The organism is [Clostridium] fimetarium, from assembly GCF_900111235.1.
Lineage (GTDB): Bacteria > Bacillota > Clostridia > Lachnospirales > Lachnospiraceae > Clostridium_N > Clostridium_N fimetarium.
In genome coordinates this window covers 110892-131173 of the sequence record NZ_FOJI01000005.1, presented here as the reverse complement: position 1 = coordinate 131173, position 20282 = coordinate 110892, and the positions used below count along the sequence as shown (strand labels likewise).

Annotated in this window: 20 protein-coding genes; 3 read left to right on the top strand and 17 right to left on the bottom strand. The window is 34.9% G+C overall.

Going from position 1 to position 20282, the window contains the following annotated elements:
• Positions 1-74: 74 nt before the first annotated feature.
• From BMY18_RS08035 to eno, 9 genes are all read right to left on the bottom strand, one after another.
• Positions 75-620: a glutathione peroxidase gene (locus tag BMY18_RS08035; RefSeq protein WP_092452558.1), complete on the bottom strand. Its 546-nt coding sequence runs from the start codon at positions 618-620 to the stop codon at positions 75-77.
• A gap of 36 nt (positions 621-656) precedes the next feature.
• Positions 657-1169: a ferritin gene (locus tag BMY18_RS08030; protein WP_092452555.1), complete on the bottom strand. Its 513-nt coding sequence runs from the start codon at positions 1167-1169 to the stop codon at positions 657-659.
• A gap of 112 nt (positions 1170-1281) precedes the next feature.
• Positions 1282-1755 carry a desulfoferrodoxin family protein gene (locus BMY18_RS08025; RefSeq protein ID WP_092452552.1) on the bottom strand — a complete coding sequence of 158 codons (474 nt, stop codon included), beginning with the start codon at positions 1753-1755 and terminating at the stop codon, positions 1282-1284.
• Between the two features lie 47 nt (positions 1756-1802).
• A complete protein-coding gene (locus tag BMY18_RS08020) occupies positions 1803-2042 on the bottom strand; it encodes a CDGSH iron-sulfur domain-containing protein (RefSeq protein ID WP_092452550.1) in 240 nt (79 codons plus the stop codon).
• 25 nt (positions 2043-2067) lie between these two features.
• A complete protein-coding gene (locus BMY18_RS08015) occupies positions 2068-2604 on the bottom strand; it encodes a rubrerythrin family protein (RefSeq protein WP_330385965.1) in 537 nt (178 codons plus the stop codon).
• A 52-nt stretch (positions 2605-2656) separates the two neighbouring features.
• Entirely contained in the window at positions 2657-3508 is an 852-nt protein-coding gene (locus BMY18_RS08010) for a 2-oxoacid:ferredoxin oxidoreductase subunit beta (RefSeq protein ID WP_092452544.1), read from the bottom strand.
• Positions 3505-5175, bottom strand: coding sequence for a 2-oxoacid:acceptor oxidoreductase subunit alpha (locus BMY18_RS08005; RefSeq protein WP_092452541.1), 1671 nt, complete (start codon positions 5173-5175; stop codon positions 3505-3507). Before BMY18_RS08005 ends, BMY18_RS08010 begins: the two co-directional genes overlap by 4 nt.
• 147 nt (positions 5176-5322) lie before the next feature.
• Complete coding sequence (gene gpmA / locus BMY18_RS08000) at positions 5323-6072, bottom strand: 2,3-diphosphoglycerate-dependent phosphoglycerate mutase (protein ID WP_092452538.1); 750 nt, start codon at positions 6070-6072, stop codon at positions 5323-5325.
• A 420-nt stretch (positions 6073-6492) separates the two neighbouring features.
• Positions 6493-7794, bottom strand: coding sequence for a phosphopyruvate hydratase (eno, locus tag BMY18_RS07995; protein WP_092452535.1), 1302 nt, complete (start codon positions 7792-7794; stop codon positions 6493-6495).
• Between the two features lie 274 nt (positions 7795-8068).
• On the opposite strand from eno, the gene BMY18_RS07990 reads away from it, so the two are divergent.
• On the top strand, positions 8069-9313 hold the full coding sequence (locus BMY18_RS07990) for an Nramp family divalent metal transporter (protein ID WP_242940992.1): 1245 nt from the start codon (positions 8069-8071) through the stop codon (positions 9311-9313).
• A gap of 91 nt (positions 9314-9404) precedes the next feature.
• On the opposite strand, the gene BMY18_RS07985 is transcribed toward BMY18_RS07990, so the two are convergent.
• The 5 genes from BMY18_RS07985 to BMY18_RS07965 form a co-directional block, all read right to left on the bottom strand.
• Positions 9405-10667: a condensation domain-containing protein gene (locus BMY18_RS07985; protein ID WP_092452530.1), complete on the bottom strand. Its 1263-nt coding sequence runs from the start codon at positions 10665-10667 to the stop codon at positions 9405-9407.
• Positions 10668-10688: 21 nt separating this feature from the next.
• Complete coding sequence (locus tag BMY18_RS07980) at positions 10689-10952, bottom strand: hypothetical protein (protein WP_092452527.1); 264 nt, start codon at positions 10950-10952, stop codon at positions 10689-10691.
• Between the two features lie 20 nt (positions 10953-10972).
• Complete coding sequence (locus BMY18_RS07975) at positions 10973-11455, bottom strand: TetR/AcrR family transcriptional regulator (RefSeq protein ID WP_092452525.1); 483 nt, start codon at positions 11453-11455, stop codon at positions 10973-10975.
• 176 nt (positions 11456-11631) lie between these two features.
• Positions 11632-12969, bottom strand: a complete 1338-nt coding sequence (locus BMY18_RS07970) for an MATE family efflux transporter (protein ID WP_092452522.1) — start codon at positions 12967-12969, stop codon at positions 11632-11634.
• A gap of 257 nt (positions 12970-13226) precedes the next feature.
• The gene (locus BMY18_RS07965) at positions 13227-14435 is read right to left on the bottom strand and encodes an alpha/beta fold hydrolase (RefSeq protein WP_092452916.1); all 1209 of its coding nucleotides are present in this window, start codon (positions 14433-14435) and stop codon (positions 13227-13229) included.
• A gap of 203 nt (positions 14436-14638) precedes the next feature.
• Here BMY18_RS07965 and BMY18_RS07960 point away from each other — a divergent pair, with 203 nt between their 5' ends.
• Complete coding sequence (locus tag BMY18_RS07960; RefSeq protein ID WP_092452519.1) at positions 14639-15223, top strand: TetR/AcrR family transcriptional regulator; 585 nt, start codon at positions 14639-14641, stop codon at positions 15221-15223.
• A 105-nt stretch (positions 15224-15328) separates the two neighbouring features.
• A complete protein-coding gene (rsmH, locus tag BMY18_RS07955; protein WP_092452516.1) occupies positions 15329-16384 on the top strand; it encodes a 16S rRNA (cytosine(1402)-N(4))-methyltransferase RsmH in 1056 nt (351 codons plus the stop codon).
• Between the two features lie 210 nt (positions 16385-16594).
• Here rsmH and BMY18_RS07950 read toward each other — a convergent pair whose 3' ends face one another.
• The 3 genes from BMY18_RS07950 to BMY18_RS07940 form a co-directional block, all read right to left on the bottom strand.
• On the bottom strand, positions 16595-17689 hold the full coding sequence (locus BMY18_RS07950) for a glycerol dehydrogenase (RefSeq protein WP_092452513.1): 1095 nt from the start codon (positions 17687-17689) through the stop codon (positions 16595-16597).
• Between the two features lie 143 nt (positions 17690-17832).
• Positions 17833-18240: a response regulator gene (locus BMY18_RS07945; protein ID WP_170841349.1), complete on the bottom strand. Its 408-nt coding sequence runs from the start codon at positions 18238-18240 to the stop codon at positions 17833-17835.
• A gap of 104 nt (positions 18241-18344) precedes the next feature.
• Positions 18345-20039: a methyl-accepting chemotaxis protein gene (locus BMY18_RS07940; RefSeq protein WP_092452508.1), complete on the bottom strand. Its 1695-nt coding sequence runs from the start codon at positions 20037-20039 to the stop codon at positions 18345-18347.
• Positions 20040-20282 lie beyond the last annotated feature (243 nt).

The window sequence follows — 20282 nt, the reverse complement described above, 5'->3', positions numbered from 1 at the left end:
ACAATAAAAATATAACATAAGGAAAAGCAACCACACAATGAACAGTGTGACCGCCTTTCCTTTAGAATTTAATATTAAAGTGCTGCTTTTAAGATTGAGTCCAGTTCTTCAGGTGTGACAGTTGGCTCAAATCTTGCCTGAACTGCTCCATCGCGGCCAATTAGGAATTTAGAAAAGTTCCATTTAACGCCGTTACCCTCTAGATTTTCTGGATAGTGTTCTTTTACGACACCCTGAATCTTCTTGCCCATTTCTTTCTCCATCTCGAAGCCTTTAAACGGAGCAGCGTCCGATAGGAATTTAAATAATGGATCCGCTGTTTCTCCCCAAACATCTACTTTGGAAAACAGTGGAAATGTTACTCCATAATTTATGCGACAAAATGAGGCAATGTCGTCATCAGATCCGGGATCTTGCTCAAGAAACTGGTTGGATGGAAATCCAAGGATTACAAGACCCAAGTCCTTATATTTGAGATAAAGCTTTTCAAGACCTTCGTATTGAGGAGTAAACCCACATTTGCTTGCGGTATTCACAATCAGCACTAGCTTCCCTGCATATTCGGAAAGAGTTACCTCTTGTCCCTTTATGTTTTTTAGTTTGAAATCATATACTGTCATATTAATAACCTCTTTCTTCATTTTTTATAACGTTACTTAGATTACAAGACTTGCTGGTGCATAGATTCTAGTTGCAAGTTCTGCATCCAACATATATAGTCCTTTGGCGTCAGTACCAAACAAGTCGTATTTTTTCACAACATCTTCGGTATTCTTTTCTTCTTCTCCTTGTTCTTTTACAAACCAGTCAAGAAATTGCATTGTACGAAAATCCTTTAGCTCATATGCAGTCGCATAAATATTGTTAATGGACGCTGTTACTTTAAGCTCATGTTCAAAGGCTGCCTCTGCAGGCTCACGGAAAGTTTTAAAATCTGTATTTGGAGCTTTAATGTCCTGAAGAGTTACCTTTTCACTGTTATTTAGTAGATATTTTGTAAACAGCATCGCATGATCGCGTTCTTCCTGTGTTTGAATATTAAACCACGTTGCAAAACCGTTGAGGTTTTTATCTGCATAATATCCGTATATATCAAGATACAGATATGCTGAATACCATTCCATATTGATTTGATTGTTTAATAGTGTTACTAATTCTTTATTTAGCATTGCGTATCATCTCCTTTGTTTTATTAATTTATTTGTCTGGATCATTTCTTTGTCTGAATCATTTATTAATTTCAAAATGTTAATCAAAGGTACACTCAAATTTCAAGTGCGCTTATAGGTTCGCTTTCCAAAGACCATGCAAATTACAGTATGCGTAAACTGTAACCTCATTGGCTACTTGGGATCTATTAACGAAATTACAAGGACTTCCTTCACAGTTTGGAACTATCTCGTCATTTTCACCAGTGAAGATGACTTCAGCATCGCCAGTATAATTCGTAAATTCCGCTTTGGGCTCCATTCCTGGTTTTAAATAAGTGATCTCCACTTTATTACCAGTCACTAAAGCAATCCACTCGATATGGTGTTCATCTGTCATTGGATGTGCTACTGATCCAACTGCTACTTTGATTTTTCCACTTTCACTTGTCACTACTGGAACATGCTTTTCTTTTGCAGCATCAGTCGAGTTTGCTTCTAGTTTTGTCATAGCTTGTCCACAGCAGGTAAGTGTTCCGCCGCCAGATTTAATTAAAGCCACCATATTTCCGCATATTTCACATCTATAAAATATTGTTTCACTCATATTATATCCCTCTTTCAAATTAATTATTGCAACAATTGTTGCTGTGTTTAAAGTTTCGCATGTGTACCATCACAAAATGGTGGTGTGTTGGTATGCTTGCATCCGCATAGGTGAACGGTTTCAGTTTTTTCTGCAGTAAAAGCAACTGGAGTAAATGATGTTTCTTTGTGTGAGCCATCACAAAATGGCTGACTTGCACTTCTTCCACAAGCACACCAATAATAAGTTTTTCCTTCTTCAACCTCAACAGCATAAGGCATTTTTTGAGCAATCTTTGGTTCTTCCATAATTAATCTCCTTTGTATTTTTAATTTAGAATTTATGATACATTTCCTTTTTGGCCCCACAGACTGGGCAGTTATCAGGAGCATTGTCAATTATTGTGTGCCCACAGACTGGACAAACATAAACAGCAATCAACTCTATATCTTTACCTTGCTTTGCAGCTTCTTGCGCCTGTCTAAATAGTTCAACGTGCATTTTTTCAGCTTCTAGTGCAAAGTGGAAAGAACGTTGTGCTCCTGTCTCTTTCTGAAACTCTGCAGTATTTAGATAGACTGGATACATCTGCTCCACTTCATGAAGTTCACCATTGATGGCACCTTGCAGATTATCAACAGTCTTACCCGTTCCAAAAACGCCGCCTGCAGGTACAGTGGCATCTGCCGTGGCACCATCAATTACGTTGAAATGGTTTGATGCATGAACCCTCTCCGCGTATGAGATAGCTTCAAACAACTTAGCTATATTAGGAAAGCCTTCTTTTTTTGCCATGTCGGCCCAGATAAGATACCTCATGTGTGCCATACTTTCTCCGCCATAAGCAGAATGAAGAAAATCTGAAGTCATTGCATTTTTAACTGCCATATTAAATTACCTCCTCTTAATCATTATTTTTTATTTATATAAATTCCTTGAGTAGACTTTTCACTACCGTAGGATCTGTTACTTGGTCTAGCAGTTGAATCCCAGTTTTTAGAACCGTATTCTTTTGATGATATGTCTTTTTTGGTTCCTGATAAAGAATTCCAAGTGGTATTTTGTCATTGAATTCCATCGCTTTTTCCATTGCCGCCAGCTTGTTGGATGGATCATAGGAACTATCTAAGTTATATACACGTTTATTGTACCATCCAAATGTGTTCACTTTGTTAAAACTGATGCAGGGTTGTAGAATATCAACTATTGCATATCCTTCGTATTCTATTGCCTGTTTCATAATTGAAACCAGCTGTTCTTTGTGTCCTGTAAATGCCCTAGCAACAAATCCACTTCCTGCTGCAATCGCCATCAGTACTGGATTAAGTGGCGTGTTCATGCTTCCATCTGTCTGCACTTCAGTGACAAGACCCTCCATTGAAGTTGGAGACGCTTGGCCTTTTGTGAGGGCATAAATCTGGTTGTCATGCACAAAATGAGTAATATCTACGTTACGGCGAATATTGTGAATAAAATGATTGCCACCTTCTCCATAAGAATCTCCGTCACCAGTATCGACAATTACTGTCAGGTTAACATTTGCTATTTTAGTTGCCACCGCCGCTGGTAAAGAACGACCATGTAGTCCACAAAATGTATTAGCACTGATATACTGTGGTGTTTTTGCCGCTTGGCCGATTCCCGCCACCATCATAACTTCATAAGGATCTTTACCTAGTTCCTCTAAGGCGGTTTTTAGGCATTCCAGAATATTGAAGTTCCCACAACCGGGACACCATGCCGTTTCGTAAGTGCAGAATGTATTTTTGCTCATGTCAAATCCTCCTTTTGAATACGCTCGGCGATCTCTTCACCCGATATTTGACGCCCGTCATATTTCAAAATGCTTCCAGTGCAAGTGATACCGGTCTGCTCCCTAATGAGATCAGCCAGCTGCCCTGTTGCGTTCTGTTCGACATTGATAATTTGTTGCGCTTTGTCAGCTTTTTCTTTTAACAACTTTTGAGGGAGTGGATACACGTCCCCAAATACCAATGCTGCGTATTGGTTCTTTGATTTTTCATTAAGAATCTTCACTGCTTCCACAATAGGACCATATGTTGATCCCCAACCAACAAGTAACGTTTCAAAAGAATCCGTCCCAATAAATTCAGGCTCCTGAAGCTCTTTTTTGAGGTTTTCAAGTTTTTTCATACGTTTTGCCATCATTTTATTACGTACTTCTGAGGACTCTGTGATCCAACCACGTTCATCATGCTCGTCACTATCGATTGACACGAAATTATTCGTTTTTCCTGGCAGAAGTCGTGGAGATATGCCATCCTCAGTATATTTGTAACGTAAGTATTCTTCATTGCCCTCATGAGATGTTGCTGGAGCTGCGACTTCAATACCATCAATTTTAAATGGTTTTACAGTAGCCGATGCGTCTCCGAGATACTGATCGCTTAGAATAATCACTGGAATCTGATATTTTTCAGCTAGATGAAATGCCCTTATTGTCTGATAAAATGCGTCCTCGTGGTTACGAATAGCAATTACCATACGAGGAAACTCACCCTGCGATGCTGAAATAACGAATTTTAGATCACTTTGTTCTGTACGAGTTGGTAAACCAGTTGCAGGACCTGGACGCTGAACATCAACTACGACCAATGGGATTTCTGCTATACCGGAAAGCCCAAGGGCTTCCACCATCAAACAAAATCCACCTCCAGAGGTCCCTGTCATTGCACGGGCGCCTGCATAAGATGCTCCGATTGCCATATTGATTGCGGCAATTTCGTCCTCCGCTTGTTCAACTACGATTCCTGTTTCGTCACCTTTGGATGCAAGATATTCCATCACTGCCGTAGATGGAGACATTGGGTAAGCCGAATAGAATCTCAATCCTGCCGCAATTGCTCCAAGAGCCATAGCTTTACTACCAGAAAGAATCATCCAATCACTATATTTTCCCTGCAGATGTGGAAAACGTTTTTCAACACTTTTATATCCTTCTTCCACCGCTTTTAAATTAATTTCAAGATACTGTTCCTTTACAAATGTGAGAATAACATCTTGTACAAAGTCAAGATTTTCTCCGAACAGTTTTAATATGACCCCTACTGCAATACTTCCCGCAGCGCGTGCGTTTCCAAGATTCTTCGCCATCTCATTCATGTTAATTTTAATAGCTCTTGAGTCAGTCGTTGTAAGCCCACTGTCGCAAAGTATAAATCCGTTGTCATTCAACTTATCTTGATGCAATTCAATGGTATCATCCGTTAGTGCGATAATTCCATCTAGTTTTTCACTATGAGACTGTATCACTTCTGTTCCAAATCGGATTAGCGAAAAGTTATGTCCTCCGCGGACACGTGACATAAAGTCTCTTGATGTAAATACGCTATAACCGGATCGTTTCAAAAGTTTTTCCAGAATGGCCGTCGTTGTTTCAATGCCCTGACCAGCCTCCCCACCAATAAGTAGATTGTACATAAATTTGCCTCCTGATAAACGATTTTTTTATTTTTGCCTTTTACTTTATACTTTATTCTTTGTTGATTATTCTTTATCCTTTATTCTTTATCCTTTATTCTTTATTCTTTATAATTCTATAATAATCATTGTTATTCTATAATTATATCAAATTTTTGACACTTTTCCCTGATCTGTAACTGATTGCATCTTAGCCTGAATCTGTTCCTGATCTCCAAGATAGTATTTTTTCAAAACGTTCCACTTGTCGTCAAACTCATAAACTAGTGGAATTCCAGTAGGAATATTCACTTCAGTGATATCTTTCTCAGAAAGTTTCTCGAAATATTTGACCAATGCACGAATAGAATTGCCGTGTGCAGCAATCAACACCTGCTTTCCATCTATCATATCTTTTCTAATATTTTTTTCAAAGTATGGTACAACCCTTGCTATTGTGTCCTCAAGGCTTTCGCATAAAGGAAGTTCCTTCTGATTTTCGTTTCGATATTGTATCTGCAAACGTGGGCTTCTCTCGTCATTTTCATTAAGTTCCGGCGGACGTATAGCAAACGATCTACGCCAGATTTTCACTTGTTCCTCTCCATATTTCTGAGCGGTTTCAGCCTTGTTAAGGCCTTGTATAGCTCCATAATGCCTTTCATTTAGCTTCCAAGTTTTAATAACTGGTAGCCACTGTCGATCAAGCTTCTCTAGAATGAGATTCAATGTATGTATGGCTCTTTTTAAATAAGAGGTATAACAGATATCAAAGTCAAATCCATCTTGCTTTAACAAGCTTCCCGCATTTTGTGCTTCATCTATCCCATTTGCGGTTAAATCAACATCTGTCCAGCCGGTAAAAAGGTTTTTTTGGTTCCATTCACTTTCTCCATGCCGTATTAAAACCAATTTCATACTCATTCACCTCCATGTTTATTATTCATTTAATTTTGTACTATAATTGGAAATTTATCCATTTACTGAAACTCAGTATATTCCTAATTAGTGTAAATTACAAGTTTTTACGTGCTTATTTGATATATTAGTCTTTAATATTTACGTTTTTCTGACAATCGTATTAATATTATTATATTAATTATACAATTTAATATAAACCATTTAATATTTCAGATTTTTTTACTTTTATTTTATATAATACACACATTATTGTTATTTTTTTAATTTTTAAAGTTATTATGGTTTATAATATGCGCTCTTGTAGCAGACTTTTAAAAAACAAAAATTTTTCATAACAAAGAAGTACATATCAAAATAAACCGCTCTCTATCAATTAGACAGGGAGCGGTTCAACAAAGAAATGACTCTTATATGTGCTTATTTATTTTTTAGATTGTAAAATGAAGATAACCCTTTATATTTTGCTTCTGCTCCGAGTTCCTGCTCAATTTGCAAAAGACGGTTGTATTTTGCAACGCGCTCACTTCTTGATGGAGCTCCTGTTTTGATTTGTCCTGCATTTACTGCAACCGCTAGATCGGCAATCGTTGTATCCTCTGTTTCACCTGAACGATGTGAAATAACTACAGTATAGCCTGCTCGTTGAGCAGTATGAATGGCTTCCAACGTTTCTGTCAATGTACCTATTTGGTTGAGTTTAATGAGAATGGAATTGGACACACCTAAATCAATTCCCCTAGTAAGGCGCTTTGTATTGGTGACAAATAAATCATCTCCTACTAACTGCACTTTATCTCCAAGTTTTTCAGTGAGTTTCTTCCATCCGGTCCAGTCTTCCTCTGCAAGTCCGTCCTCTAACGAGATAATTGGATATTTGGTAATCAACATGTCCCAAAAATCAATGAGCTCATCGGCCGTCATCTTTTTTTGTTTTTTAGGAAGAAGGTAAGTTCCATCTTTCTGATACCATTCGCTCGCTGCTGGATCCATCGCAATTCTAAACTGGGTTCCTGGTTTATATCCTGCTTTTTCGATTGCTTCAACAATCGCTTGGAGTGCATCTTCATCATCCTTTAAGTCTGGAGCAAAACCACCTTCATCACCAACTGCTGTAGAAAGTCCACGATCTGATAGTACCTTTTTTAAGCTATGAAATACTTCTGTTGACCAACGTAGTGCTTCAGTAAAAGAAGGTGCTCCAATTGGCATAATAAGAAATTCTTGAATATCTACGTTATTGGAAGCATGCGCTCCTCCATTGAGTATATTCATCATAGGAACAGGAAGTTCTCTCGCTTCACAACCACCGATATATCGATACAATGGAATTCCAAGCCCTTGAGCCGCTGCCTTTGCTGCTGCCAATGACACTGAAAGAATAGCATTTGCACCTAATTTTGATTTGTTATCTGTACCATCAAGTTCAATCATCAAATGATCAAGTCTACTTTGCGCAAGCACATTTTCGCCCCGAATACAGTTGAAAATGTCTATATTTACATTTTTAACAGCTTTTTGAACGCCCTTTCCCTGATATCTGGCTTGGTCGCCATCACGTAACTCAATTGCCTCAAATGCGCCGGTTGACGCTCCCGAAGGAACTGAAGCTACACCCCTTGCTCCATTTGCAAGTACGACTTCCGTCTGAATGGTTGGGTTTCCTCTTGAATCTAGAATCTCCATTGCGTGAACTTGTTCAATAGCAAAATTATTTAACATAAATTATTCCCCTTTCTGTGAATGTGCTTTAATAAAGACATTCCATATGTATTTCTTAGCATTTCTTAGTGTTTTGTAATGTTTCTTAGTGTTTTTTCTGATTTCTTGGTAGTTATTGGTATTTCTTATCTTAATTCTAATCTTTACATTTTTTAATAGACTTGTCAATTAAGTTTATACTAAGAAATACAAAATAACTCATTGAATAAATGTGTAAAATAGTCTAATATTCATTTATAAGGAAATTAAACTATACACAGAAATGAGAATAACTATGAAATCATTTAGAAATCGACATAAGCCAGGACATAAAGCCTCTGACTTTTTTAAATACCTCGGACCTGGCCTATTAGTTACTGTAGGATTTATCGACCCCGGAAACTGGGTGTCAAACCTTGCTGCAGGTTCCAGCTATGGCTATGTGCTACTATGGATGGTGACAGTCTCCACCATTATGCTGATTGTCCTGCAACACAATGCAGCACATTTGGGCATTGTAACCGGAAAATGTCTTTCAGAGGCAACTACCGAAAATATTAGACCATGGATCAAAAATATTATACTGCTTTCTGCTGTGGCCGCTTCCATATCTACTGCAATGGCCGAAATTCTCGGTGGTGCTATCGCACTGAATATGCTTTTTAGATTACCGCTCCAAATTGGAGCTATAATTATTCTGGTGGTGGTCCTATTATTACAATTTACAAACTCCTATAAAAGAATCGAAAAAATTATTATTGGATTCGTTTCTATAATTGGTCTTTCTTTCCTTTTTGAGATCTGTGTTGTGCATATTAATTGGGGATCAGCAATGACTGGATGGGTCACGCCATCATTTCCCCTCGGCTCCATGCCAGTAATCATGAGTGTATTGGGTGCTGTTGTTATGCCACATAACCTTTTTTTACATTCTGAAATCATTCAGAGCCATCAGTTCAATCTTCAGGATGATGCCATAATTCAAAAGGAACTCAAGCATGAATTTACAGATACACTATTTTCTATGATTGTGGGATGGGCCATCAACAGCGCCATGATTCTTTTAGCCGCTGCAACCTTTTTTGAACACGGTACAGTGATCACGGATCTTTCCCAGGCGCAAGGAATGCTTAAACCATTGCTAGGCAGTGCTGCGTCGATTATTTTTGCCGTTGCTTTGCTTTTTGCGGGACTTTCCTCAAGTATTACCGCTGGCATGGCTGGCGGAAGCATATTTGCAGGGATTTTTGCAAAGCCCTATGACATTACCGAACGTCATACCAAAGCTGGAATCCTAATCACAATGGTTCCCGCCGCTCTCATTATTTTATTTATTACTTCACCTTTTCAGGTGTTGATTTATTCACAGATGCTGCTGAGCATTCAATTGCCTATCACAATTTTTACACTGATTTATCTGACCTCTTCAAAAAAAGTAATGCATAAATATGTGAACTCTAAACTAGATAAAATCTTCCTGTGGAGCATTGGTATAATTGTCACGGGGTTAAATATCGCTTTGCTTGTCAGTTATCTTTAGTAGTCAGTTATCTTTAGTAGTCAGTTATCTTTTAGTCTGTTTTTATACAAAACTCATTTGCTATAACTATTGATTAAATAATACGTATATATTACTTCAATTCCTTTAATTTTTTTATGGCTTTTAGAAAAATCATACTATGACTGTTTATATCTTTTTTTCCGTCTATATGCATTGTAATATAAAGTTTCTCTCCAAGTGAGACAATTCCTATAATACGTTTTGCATTAAGCACCAACGGTGGAATAAAAATAACATTTTTTATATTATAGTTTTCAATTTGAGATACAATTGGTAACAACTTAAGATTAGTTACACTTAATCCTTTTGCGTTTCCAGTATATCCAAACATACTTGCGAAATTATGTGCTACTGTATTCTCGTAAAATCCGCATGCTGAAAAATAAATAGCATCAATAAGATTAGGCTTAATTCCATTCATAAAGTTCATTAGGAAGAACTTACTATTAACATTATCAGTTTTTTTGTTCATCAACTTCTGTACCTTTTTTGCATTACTTATGAAGTCGATATTATCGTTATATTTATACTTAATAGAAATACCAGAAGCATAATTTCCCATGAACCTATTATTTTCTTCACGTATACTTACTGCCTGCCCGCAGTCATTACACTTAGAATCTGCAGAAAGTAATGCAGTAGTTATTAGTGTATTTACTGTTAACTTCGTTTCCTTAGAAAAATTAATCAGTCTATGATATTCTTCTTGATTTAACTTCTCATATTTTACAAATGAGCTATGCTCTTCCCAATATTTTTCTGTCATCTTTGTATAATCTTGTATCGTGAACTTTTTTTCTGACTTTCCCCATTTTTTATTCATTCCGCCCATCATAAATCGAATTGGAAAGCTCAATTTACTTTTTGCTGATAGAGTTTTTATATCAATCTCTTTATCAGGCACTAATTCAAGTTTTTCTCCAGACATAGCTTTTAAAATGCTTTCAAGCAAAAATGAAAAAGATAATCCGTCACCAATAATATGATGTGCTATCAGTAATAAAGTAAATCCATTTGAACTTTTTGTATAAAAGAAACGTAAATATTCGCCATTCCAAATATCAAATTGTTTTTGCTCTTGTTCACATATAAGGGTCTCTATTGAACTATTATTCTCTTTTATAGAATAATTAGCATTCTCTATTGGAATAAAAAATGATTTCCCTTCATCATCTAAAAACACTTTACTTTTAAATGCTTGAAAACTATTAACCGCAGCGCATATAGCAACTGTAAATCTTGTTTCATCTTTACAGCCAGTAAACTCTGCGTTCAATACTACATTCGTTACAGGTGAAAAAATCCATAGTCTTTCCTTCTCAATTTTTTTCATAGTTCTACTCCAATAATAATTTTATTTTATCTCTTTATTTTCAGCTTTTGCTTGCTCATACTGAATTTTATCTTGCTTTTGTTCTATTAATAACAAAATAAAGAATAAAATAAGTGCTACTACTAATATTGTGGCTAATATACAAAATGCCATAAAATACTCGAGTACATATAATATACCGACAAACAATATATTACCTGCATAAATCTTGCAAAACCATACTCCCGGCTCTAACATATTAAGTTTATACTTTGATTTCTTAGTATTTTGCTTTTTATAATCCATACAATTCACCATCTTTCAAATCACTTAAATACCTCATATGCTTTTATTATCATTTTCTTCATTTCTTCAAATGGTATATCTAACGTTTTATATGCATTCATCATAATAATTCCATTTGCATATATAATCATGTTGATATTGAAAGAACTAATATCAAGACAGTATTGCATCATTTGCAGTCCATCTCTTGATGTGAATATTAACTGAAATAATCTTTTTTCTGCATTTGCAAATTGGATATACGCTATAATATTTGCTAAATCAGATGATAAGCTTTTATCTCTATTCTGTGTTATGAAATTAGCCATATATTCACATGTTTTCTGCATGATAGCAACTTTCAAATCAGACATATCTTTAAACTCCTGATAAATGGGCTGTGTAGAACATGATAATTCACAAGCCAAACTCCTTACCGTTATCGATTCATAGCCTTCCGTTTGTGTTATAAAAAAGGCCTTTTCTAATATCATTTCTTTTGTGATTCGTTTTTGTGGTGGCATATAAAATATCTCCTCATTAAAATAACATTGTTATATAACAATGTTATTTTATAATATATCTAAATATATGTCAACAGGAACTGATTGTAATATAATGCTCAATAATAATATGAGCTAACCAAGTTACTATAACAATATCACTTATATCCATCGATTCAAACTTAATATCATTTTATCTAGACAGTTATATTTTTAATAGTATGTTTATAATAAATGATACAAATAATTATCGAAAATGCAGTGGCAATCGGCGAAGCAAATCCAATTTGTAGCATTGTTACTCCTGGAATTTTACTCATAAAATATGAAATTGGAATTCGGAAAGCAAATGCTGCAAGAATCCCTTGAATCATTACAAATATAGTTTTACCGCTACCATTGAAATAACCGATAAAGCAAAACAATATGCAGACAAGTATACAGTCAATTGCATACGATTTCATATACTCTGCACATGCGGCAATTACATTTGAATCACTCGAAAAGATTCCTGCAAGAATATCTCCATGCCAGAATGAAATTCCAAACATAATTGCACCAAAGGAAAGTGATGTTACCATGGCAATATACATCGTTTTTTTTGCACGTTCCAATTGGCATGCACCAATGTTTTGTGCAACAAATACTGAGACCGAGTCCATAAAAGACATTGGAATGAGCATAATGAAAACAACAATTTTCTCACTGACACCAATTGATGCCGAAGCTATGAGACCTAATGTATTAATAATTGCTGTAATAATCAAAAAAGAAATATTTGTTAACGCATCCTGTAATGCAATTGGCGCTCCAAACTGTAATATCTTTTTAATTTCTATTTTGTGGAAACATATACTTTTCCTTGAAAGTCCAAATAAAAGACCTCGTTTCTTAATAATGATAAGGGATATGAATACGCTGACAGCCTGTGCAAAAACAGTTGCGACCGCTGCTCCTATTGCATCAAGTCTAAACACGCCAATAAGGACTAGATCACCTAATACATTTGTAACACATGCAATTCCTACAAAAAGAAGTGGTGACTTCGAATTGCCACTCCCTCTAAATATAGCGCTTATAACATTATATGCAACGATAAATACAATCCCTAATGAACAGATAAGAACATAGCTAATTGTTTTTTCAAAAGCTTCTGTTGGAGTGTTCATTAACTTGACCAAAAATCTGCCCGAAGCCAGCATAATAACGGTAAGCATAAATGCAATCGTTCCAAATAAACAAATACACGTTCCTATTATTTTCTCTACTTCATCTATTTTCTTTTCACCGATTTTTTGTCCAACCAAAATCGTTATTCCCATTGATAGCCCTGTGACGATTCCAGTTATCGTTTGCATAATCTGACTTCCTGTCGCTACTGCCGATACACTTGATGCATCTCCAAATTGTCCTACGACAAGCAAATCAATAGCACCATACATCCCCTGTAAAAAGATAGCTGCCAAAATTGGCATTGTAAATCCAATTAATGGTTTGAATATTTTTCCTTCTGTAAAATTAATTGATTTTTTCATAAATCCTCCAAAATATATTGATTTGTAAAATTTTTCATTTAAAATGGGGATTTTAGTTACTAAAAGCAAAAAATGCCAGATAAAATATCGGGTAACCCCGACATCTTATCCAGCATGTAATTTCAAATACAAACCCTCCGATGAACGTGATGAGTATAACACGCTCTTTTTATCTTTGTCAATGACCGCAACTTTTTCGATTTAGATTCCTTTCAAACCGTTTATGAGGATATAGTGATATCATTCTCGTATTTTCACTATTTATAATCACTCGCATATTGGTTTCGAATCTTCAAAAGATTTTCTATGAACAATTCATTTTCATTGATCCAAGGGCTATGACCAGAATGTTCAAACCATATCAAATCTTTCGATGGCGCTTTCAGAGTATCATAATACTCTTGAACTAATTTTGCTGGTGCATTTATATCATGACGCCCCTGAAAGAAGTATACAGGAACATCAATTTCACTATATTGTTTTCGTAAATCTACATTATAAAGTTTAGGATAGAATGTACCAAACACGTCCATAAGACCTCTGAGATAATTAATTTTATCTAACATTCCATACTCAGATGCACTGATATCCCTAAGTGTTTGATATCCAGCATTATGAATCTTCTCATTATGTATCATGTAACTACCTAGATAATTTAAATATTCTGTACTTTTTCCGAGTAATTCACTTCCATAATATGGTGGCTCTCCATTATTAATCAGTTTTTCAACCTTTTTATTATCATTATTTTTATTTGCTAGTTCAATTGCTAAATTATAATCTATCTTTTCTGTTTCAAGAAAATCTACCATTTGACCAGTTCCAATAAATGCATAATAATTCTGGGGATCATTTTTAGCTAAAAACACGCCTAGCGCGCTGCCCCATGATTCTCCCACCATAAAGATTTTCTCTTTCCCAAATTCTGAGCACAAATATGTCGTGAGGGCTTCACCATCTTCAATATATGTATCTATACTGATATCCTCGGCATCAATTGCATTATAAGATTTCCCGGATCCTGGTTGATCCCAATTAACTACTATAAAGTTTTTTTCAAGTTCTTCTAAATTATAACGAACTGCTGCAATCTGACTTCCACCAGGTCCTCCAGCTAAAAATAACAGAATTGGATTATTAAGACTATTTCCCCTAATACTAATCCATTCTTCTCTTCCATTTAATTCAACTTTTCTTAATTCTGCAATACTTCCCTGCACTGCATTTCCCTGACTATCTTTTATTTTTGGTGTATATGCGCTTAATTGTGATAAAATTCCCCCTGCAAATATACATATAAAGAGGGTTAACGAAATAATCAAACTTGATTTCATCTTTTTATGTAACTTTCCTCGGTCTTTTCCTTTTCTTTTCAATACCATACATCTAATTGTCAAAAATAATTCAAATAATAAAGAAATTAAAAATAACAACCCCATAAATAAAAACAAAATAATCTGTAGCATATTTTCTCCCCTTCTAAATATTATCATATTCATGTTTTGACCACCGGTCAACTTTTATATTAGCATCTTATTGACCACTAGTCAACTTTTTTATATTATGATATAATTAATCTATCAAATAAATTGAAATTGAGAGATTTTACATTTCATTCGATTACTATTTATAATTAGGAACATAATTGAGGATACGAGGATATTTTAAAATGGATAAACGAACATTGATTTTAGATGCTACACTGGAATTAATGAAAGAAGATAAGAACGATATCGTTTCAGTAAATGATATTTCCAAGCGTGCTGGAATAGCCAAGGGAGGCATTTATTATTATTTCAAATCAAAAGAGGAAATTCTTGACGCACTAGTTGACCGTATTTACCACGATATTATCGTAAATTGCAACCAAGTAATTTCAAATAGTAATGAGAATGCATTAGATAAACTGAATTTGTTGTTTCATACCTATTATAGTTTCAGTTCCGCTTCTGTCATTGATACTTATTTGCATGCACCCAATAATGCCGCAGTTCACCAAAAATCACTCGCGAAAATTTTGTTGGAGCTTACCCCTTTATTAACCGCTATTATAGAAGCTGGCATAAATGAGCATCTATTTAATTGCGATTATCCAAAAGAATATGCCGAGATTATTCTTTCAGCTTTTACATTTTTATTAGATCCAGGTATATTCAAATGGTCACAAGAAGAGATATATATAAAAATAGCAGCTATATCTTCATTAATTGAGAATAGTCTGAATATTAAAAAAGGAAGTATTATTTTAAAATAAAATAATGATTTCATTTTTAATCGTTTGCTTTTATGAATTTCATTTGGTATCATATGATTTGTTCTAAGCTTTAAAAAATATATGAAACATGGTGGAGGTTACACAATGGACAATGATAATCAAGAACCGAAACATCAGCGACGTGTTCGCTATGAAGGTACTCATCCGAAAGCTTTTAAGGAAAAATATAAAGAACTGCAACCAGAAAAATATGCTGATGCTGTGGCAAGGGTTATCGAAAAAGGAAATACTCCTGCTGGCACGCATCGGTCAATTTGTGTGAAAGAAATAATAGAATTTTTACAAATAATGCCTGGACAAACTGGATTAGATGCAACACTCGGATTTGGTGGCCACACTTTGGAGATGCTAAAATGTTTTAATTCCAATGGACATTTATATGCAACTGATGTAGATTCTATAGAATTACCGCGAACTCGGGAGCGTCTAGCGCACCTAGGTTATGGCCCAGAAATTTTAACAATCAAACAAATGAACTTTTCAAATATTGATCAAATTGCACTCGAATCAGGACCACTCAATTTTGTATTGGCAGATTTGGGTGTCTCTTCCATGCAAATTGACAATCCCGAACGAGGATTTTCTTTTAAGAGTGAAGGACCATTAGACTTACGGTTAAATCCTGAAAAAGGTGAATCTGCTGCAGATCGTTTAAAAACAATTTCTCAAGATGAATTAGAAGGAATGTTGTTCGAAAATGCGGACGAGCCTAATTCCGATATAATCGCTCGTGCTATTATTTTGGCAATCAAAAAAGGAAAAGATATATCCACAACTACGCAGCTTCAACAAATCATCAATGATGCATTGCAATTTATTCCACAAAAAACCAGAGACGATGAGATCAAAAAAACTTGTCAACGGTGCTTTCAAGCATTGCGAATTGATGTTAATAATGAATTTGAAGTGTTGAATGAATTCTTAGAAAAACTACCTGCTGCCCTTGCTGAGGGTGGGCGTGTCGCTATCCTTTCATTTCATTCCGGAGAGGACCGTCTAGTCAAAAAATCTTTTAAACGTTTTTTACGTGAAGGTATATATAAAGAGATTGCGCCTGAGGCCATTCGACCATCCTCAGAAGAACGCCATACCAATGGTCGTGCACGTTCTGCAAAACTACGTTGGGCTGTAAAAGCATAAATGCATAAATGACAAGCTCATTTGCAGCACCAAAAGCATCCATTGGGATCTTTAACAATCTAAGACGAAATATAAGTATGGCGTGGAAAATCTAATATTATCCGCGCCATACTTATATTTTCGCACAAAAAGGCCACTTTATTCTCAAAATATTTGAAAATAAAATGGCCTTTTTATTCATACATCTTTAATTATTATATTAATCAAATGCTATTTATAATATTCCTGTCCCAATAAATCCACTGCTAATAATGCATCATATAATTGATCTGGTGTAACATCACCAGCTAAATTATGGATCGTTTCGCCTGGAACACATGCTTTTGTTGCTGCGACTAAAACATGTTCTACGTCGGTTACTCCTACTTCTTTTAATGTAAGTGGAAGACCTACACTATAACAAAAGTCCATGACTTCTTTAATTTCTTCCTTTGGTGCATTTTCAAGAAATAGTTGTGTGATTGTACCATATGCAACTAATGAACCATGCATTGTTGATTCACACTCAGATAATGCAGTAAATCCATTATATACAGAATGGGCAACTGCAAGGCCGCCATTATCAGCGCCAACACCACTCAAATAAGTATTTGCTTCAATGATTGCATCTAGTGCAGGTGTTACCACATGTCTATCTGATGCAAGTTTTGCCTGATATCCGCATTTTAATAATGTTTTATAACATAATTCACAAAGTGCCATAGCAGATAACGTAATCCCACCATTTTCAAGACTTTTAGAATCGGTTCTTAAACATGCTCTGGCTTCAAAATAAGTCCCAAGCGCATCTCCCATACCAGCAACTAGAAATTTAGTTGGAGCATTCGCTATGATTTCACTGTCTACGATAACTGCTTCTGGATTTTTTGGATAAAATATATATGTATCAAATGTACCATCATCTTTATAAATTACAGAAAGCCCCGTACAAGGAGCATCCGTTGCACAGATAGTAGGTATAATTGCGACTGGACGTTTTTCATAATGAGCAGTTGCCTTTGCAGTATCAATTGCTGAACCTCCGCCTACACCAACAACAACTTCAATCTTTTCATCACGGACAATTTTTCTCATATTTTCAATTTCTCCGTTGGAACTGATTCCTCCGAATATTTCAAAATGCAATTTACAATCTGAGCCTTCAAAGCTTTTTTCTAATTTACTTTTACAGTTTTTATATCCACTTTTACTACAAATAAATAAAAATGAAGAACCTAAATCTTTTGTTTCCTGATAGAAATTGAACAATGCACCTTTTCCCTGCACATATTTTAATGGAGCTCTAAATAATTTCATAACTGCCATACGATTCCTTCTTCCTGTTTTATGAAAACATTGTTATTTTATTAACAACTTAATAGTACCATCTTCATCTTTTATATACAAGGCTCCTATTGTTTTTTATTATGAAATACTATGTATTAATGTATTTTTCGCAGTTATTACTTTTAACGATCGATAAGAACGCTTTCAATTGCTTCTATAAGTGTATTTTTGTCAAAAGGTTTTTGTAGAAACACATCAATTTTTTTATTCATTTCATTATTTAAATCTATATCTCCTAAATAACCTGAGCATAGAATGAGTTTCACATCGCTACGTATTTTCAAGATTTCTTTTGCAAGTTCAAACCCAGTGATTTCAGGCATAGATTGATCGGTAATTACAATATCAAAATCATCCGGTCTATCCCTAAAATCCTCTAATGCCTCTAATCCACTAGTATAGCTAGTAACTTTATAACCACGACTTTCTATGACACGCTTCCATAGTTTAACAAGATATTCTTCATCATCTACTAATAATACATGTGCATATCCATTCTTTAATTTACTATTACCTATCTCTTTATTCAATTTCAACCCCCTGCTTGTGTATAAACAACAAAGCAATTAGATTTATCATCCTTTTGCTTTGTTTGTATACGATATAGTATTGTAAAATATAACATTTCAATGAATTAGATCTGAAAAAACTTCACCATTTCATTTAAGATAGTTGCGCTTTCTTTATTTGAGTTGGCTTGTACAAGTACTTCATTTGTCTTAAAAGAAATTGAAGTAGATTTTTCTGCAATATCTGTAGAGCCACTTGCTCCTTCGCCTGTAGCTATGGTAACTTCATCAATAGCCTGACGAATGTATTTTATAGATTCGAATAAATGTACTGTAGAACTTTTTATTTCTGAGACCATACTTTGTACTGTGTTTGCATCCTCGCTATATTGCTCTCCTGTATGTACTAGAACTTTGTAATCCTGAATCACCTTCGTATCAACAAAATCTAAAATACTCTTAGAGTCAATCACTAAGCTTTCTACTGCGCTAGATACCTCATTTGAGATACTTTCGATCTTTGAGACTGCACTTTGTGAATTTTCTGCAAGCACTCTTATCTCATTAGCAACTACTGCGAAACCTTTTCCTGCTTCTCCAGCTCTTGCCGCTTCGATTGCTGCGTTCAATGCCAGTAAATTTGTTTGTGAAGTAATATTAAGTATTGTTTTAGATAACATCTTTATCTCTTCAATTGCATGTGTTCTTTCTATTGATTGTCTAAGGTTCTTGTTCGCTATTTCATAAATATCTATAGCAGCCTTTTGAGACTCTAGAGATGTTTTTTTCAGTTCCTCTGCTCTACTTTTTATTTCTCCTACAATCTCTTGACCGTTAGTTGTTTTATCAGCTACAATTCCAATTTCTCTTTCAATTTCAACGGCTGTAGCATTCATCTCTTGCGTAGATGCTGCTGTTTCTTCCATTCCAGCTGACAGCTGCTCAGTGGTGGCCGAAATATCTTCTATATCCGCATAAACATCATTTGAACTATTTGCAAGAATGGTTGTAGCATCTTCAATTCTTGCTGTTTCATCTTTTATTGCATGCATTGTTTCACTGATTTGTCCTTGCATATGTATAAACGATCTTGTAATATCTCCAATTTCATCTTTTCTTTTTGCTGTTTTTTCATTAAAAGAAATTTTGAAATCTCCTTTTTCCATTCTTACTATATAACTTTTGATTTTATTAAATCCCTTACCAATATTATCACCTACCAGATATGCTGCAACACCACCTATAATTAAAACCACAACTAGTATGATTATGATTGTGCGCATTGCAGCCGCAATCTTTGCTTCGACCACAGTTACATAATCACCTACAAACCACATACCAACGACTTTACCATCTTTGTCATGTAATGGCGTATAATAAGTATTGGTCTTGATACCTGCCACCACTGCTACGCCTTTATAATCCTTGTTGTTACTAATAACCGTGTCCAAAACATTACTGTCTGCTTTTGTTCCTACTTTACGGGTCCCATTCTCGTCTTTCACGGAAGTAGAAATTCTGGTATCTCCAGCAAATATAGTTCCTAAAATTCCAGTTTTTCCTGTAAATTCATCAACGACTTTAAAATTATTGTTAATTAAAGTTTCGCCTTTATATAAATTCCCATCTACAAGTTTCCAATCACCCGGATAATTTGCATCTAAAATAGAATATCCTAGAATAGAGTAATTCGTAAGTTCCTCCGTAGTCTCTTCATTTACTATGCTAGTTATCGATTTATCAAAAAATATACTTGCTATAATAATGAAACTAGTTAAAAGCAATAATATCTGTAATACAATTTTCCATTTGATTTTCATATTGTCTCATTTCCTTTCATTTTTTTTAAATAAACTAACATTTAAAGTTCTCCTCTTATTCGAACAATAACATTTAAAATATATACTTTCAATAGCCTACGCACATACGGTAAGTAATACAACCCAAACGGTCAAAAGCAAAAAAACAAAGCAATTTTGATTAATCATCTTTTTGCTTTGTTTTAAATTCTTTTTAATTTTGTTTAATTATTTTGTTTCTTATTGTACTGTAATGCTTAACGA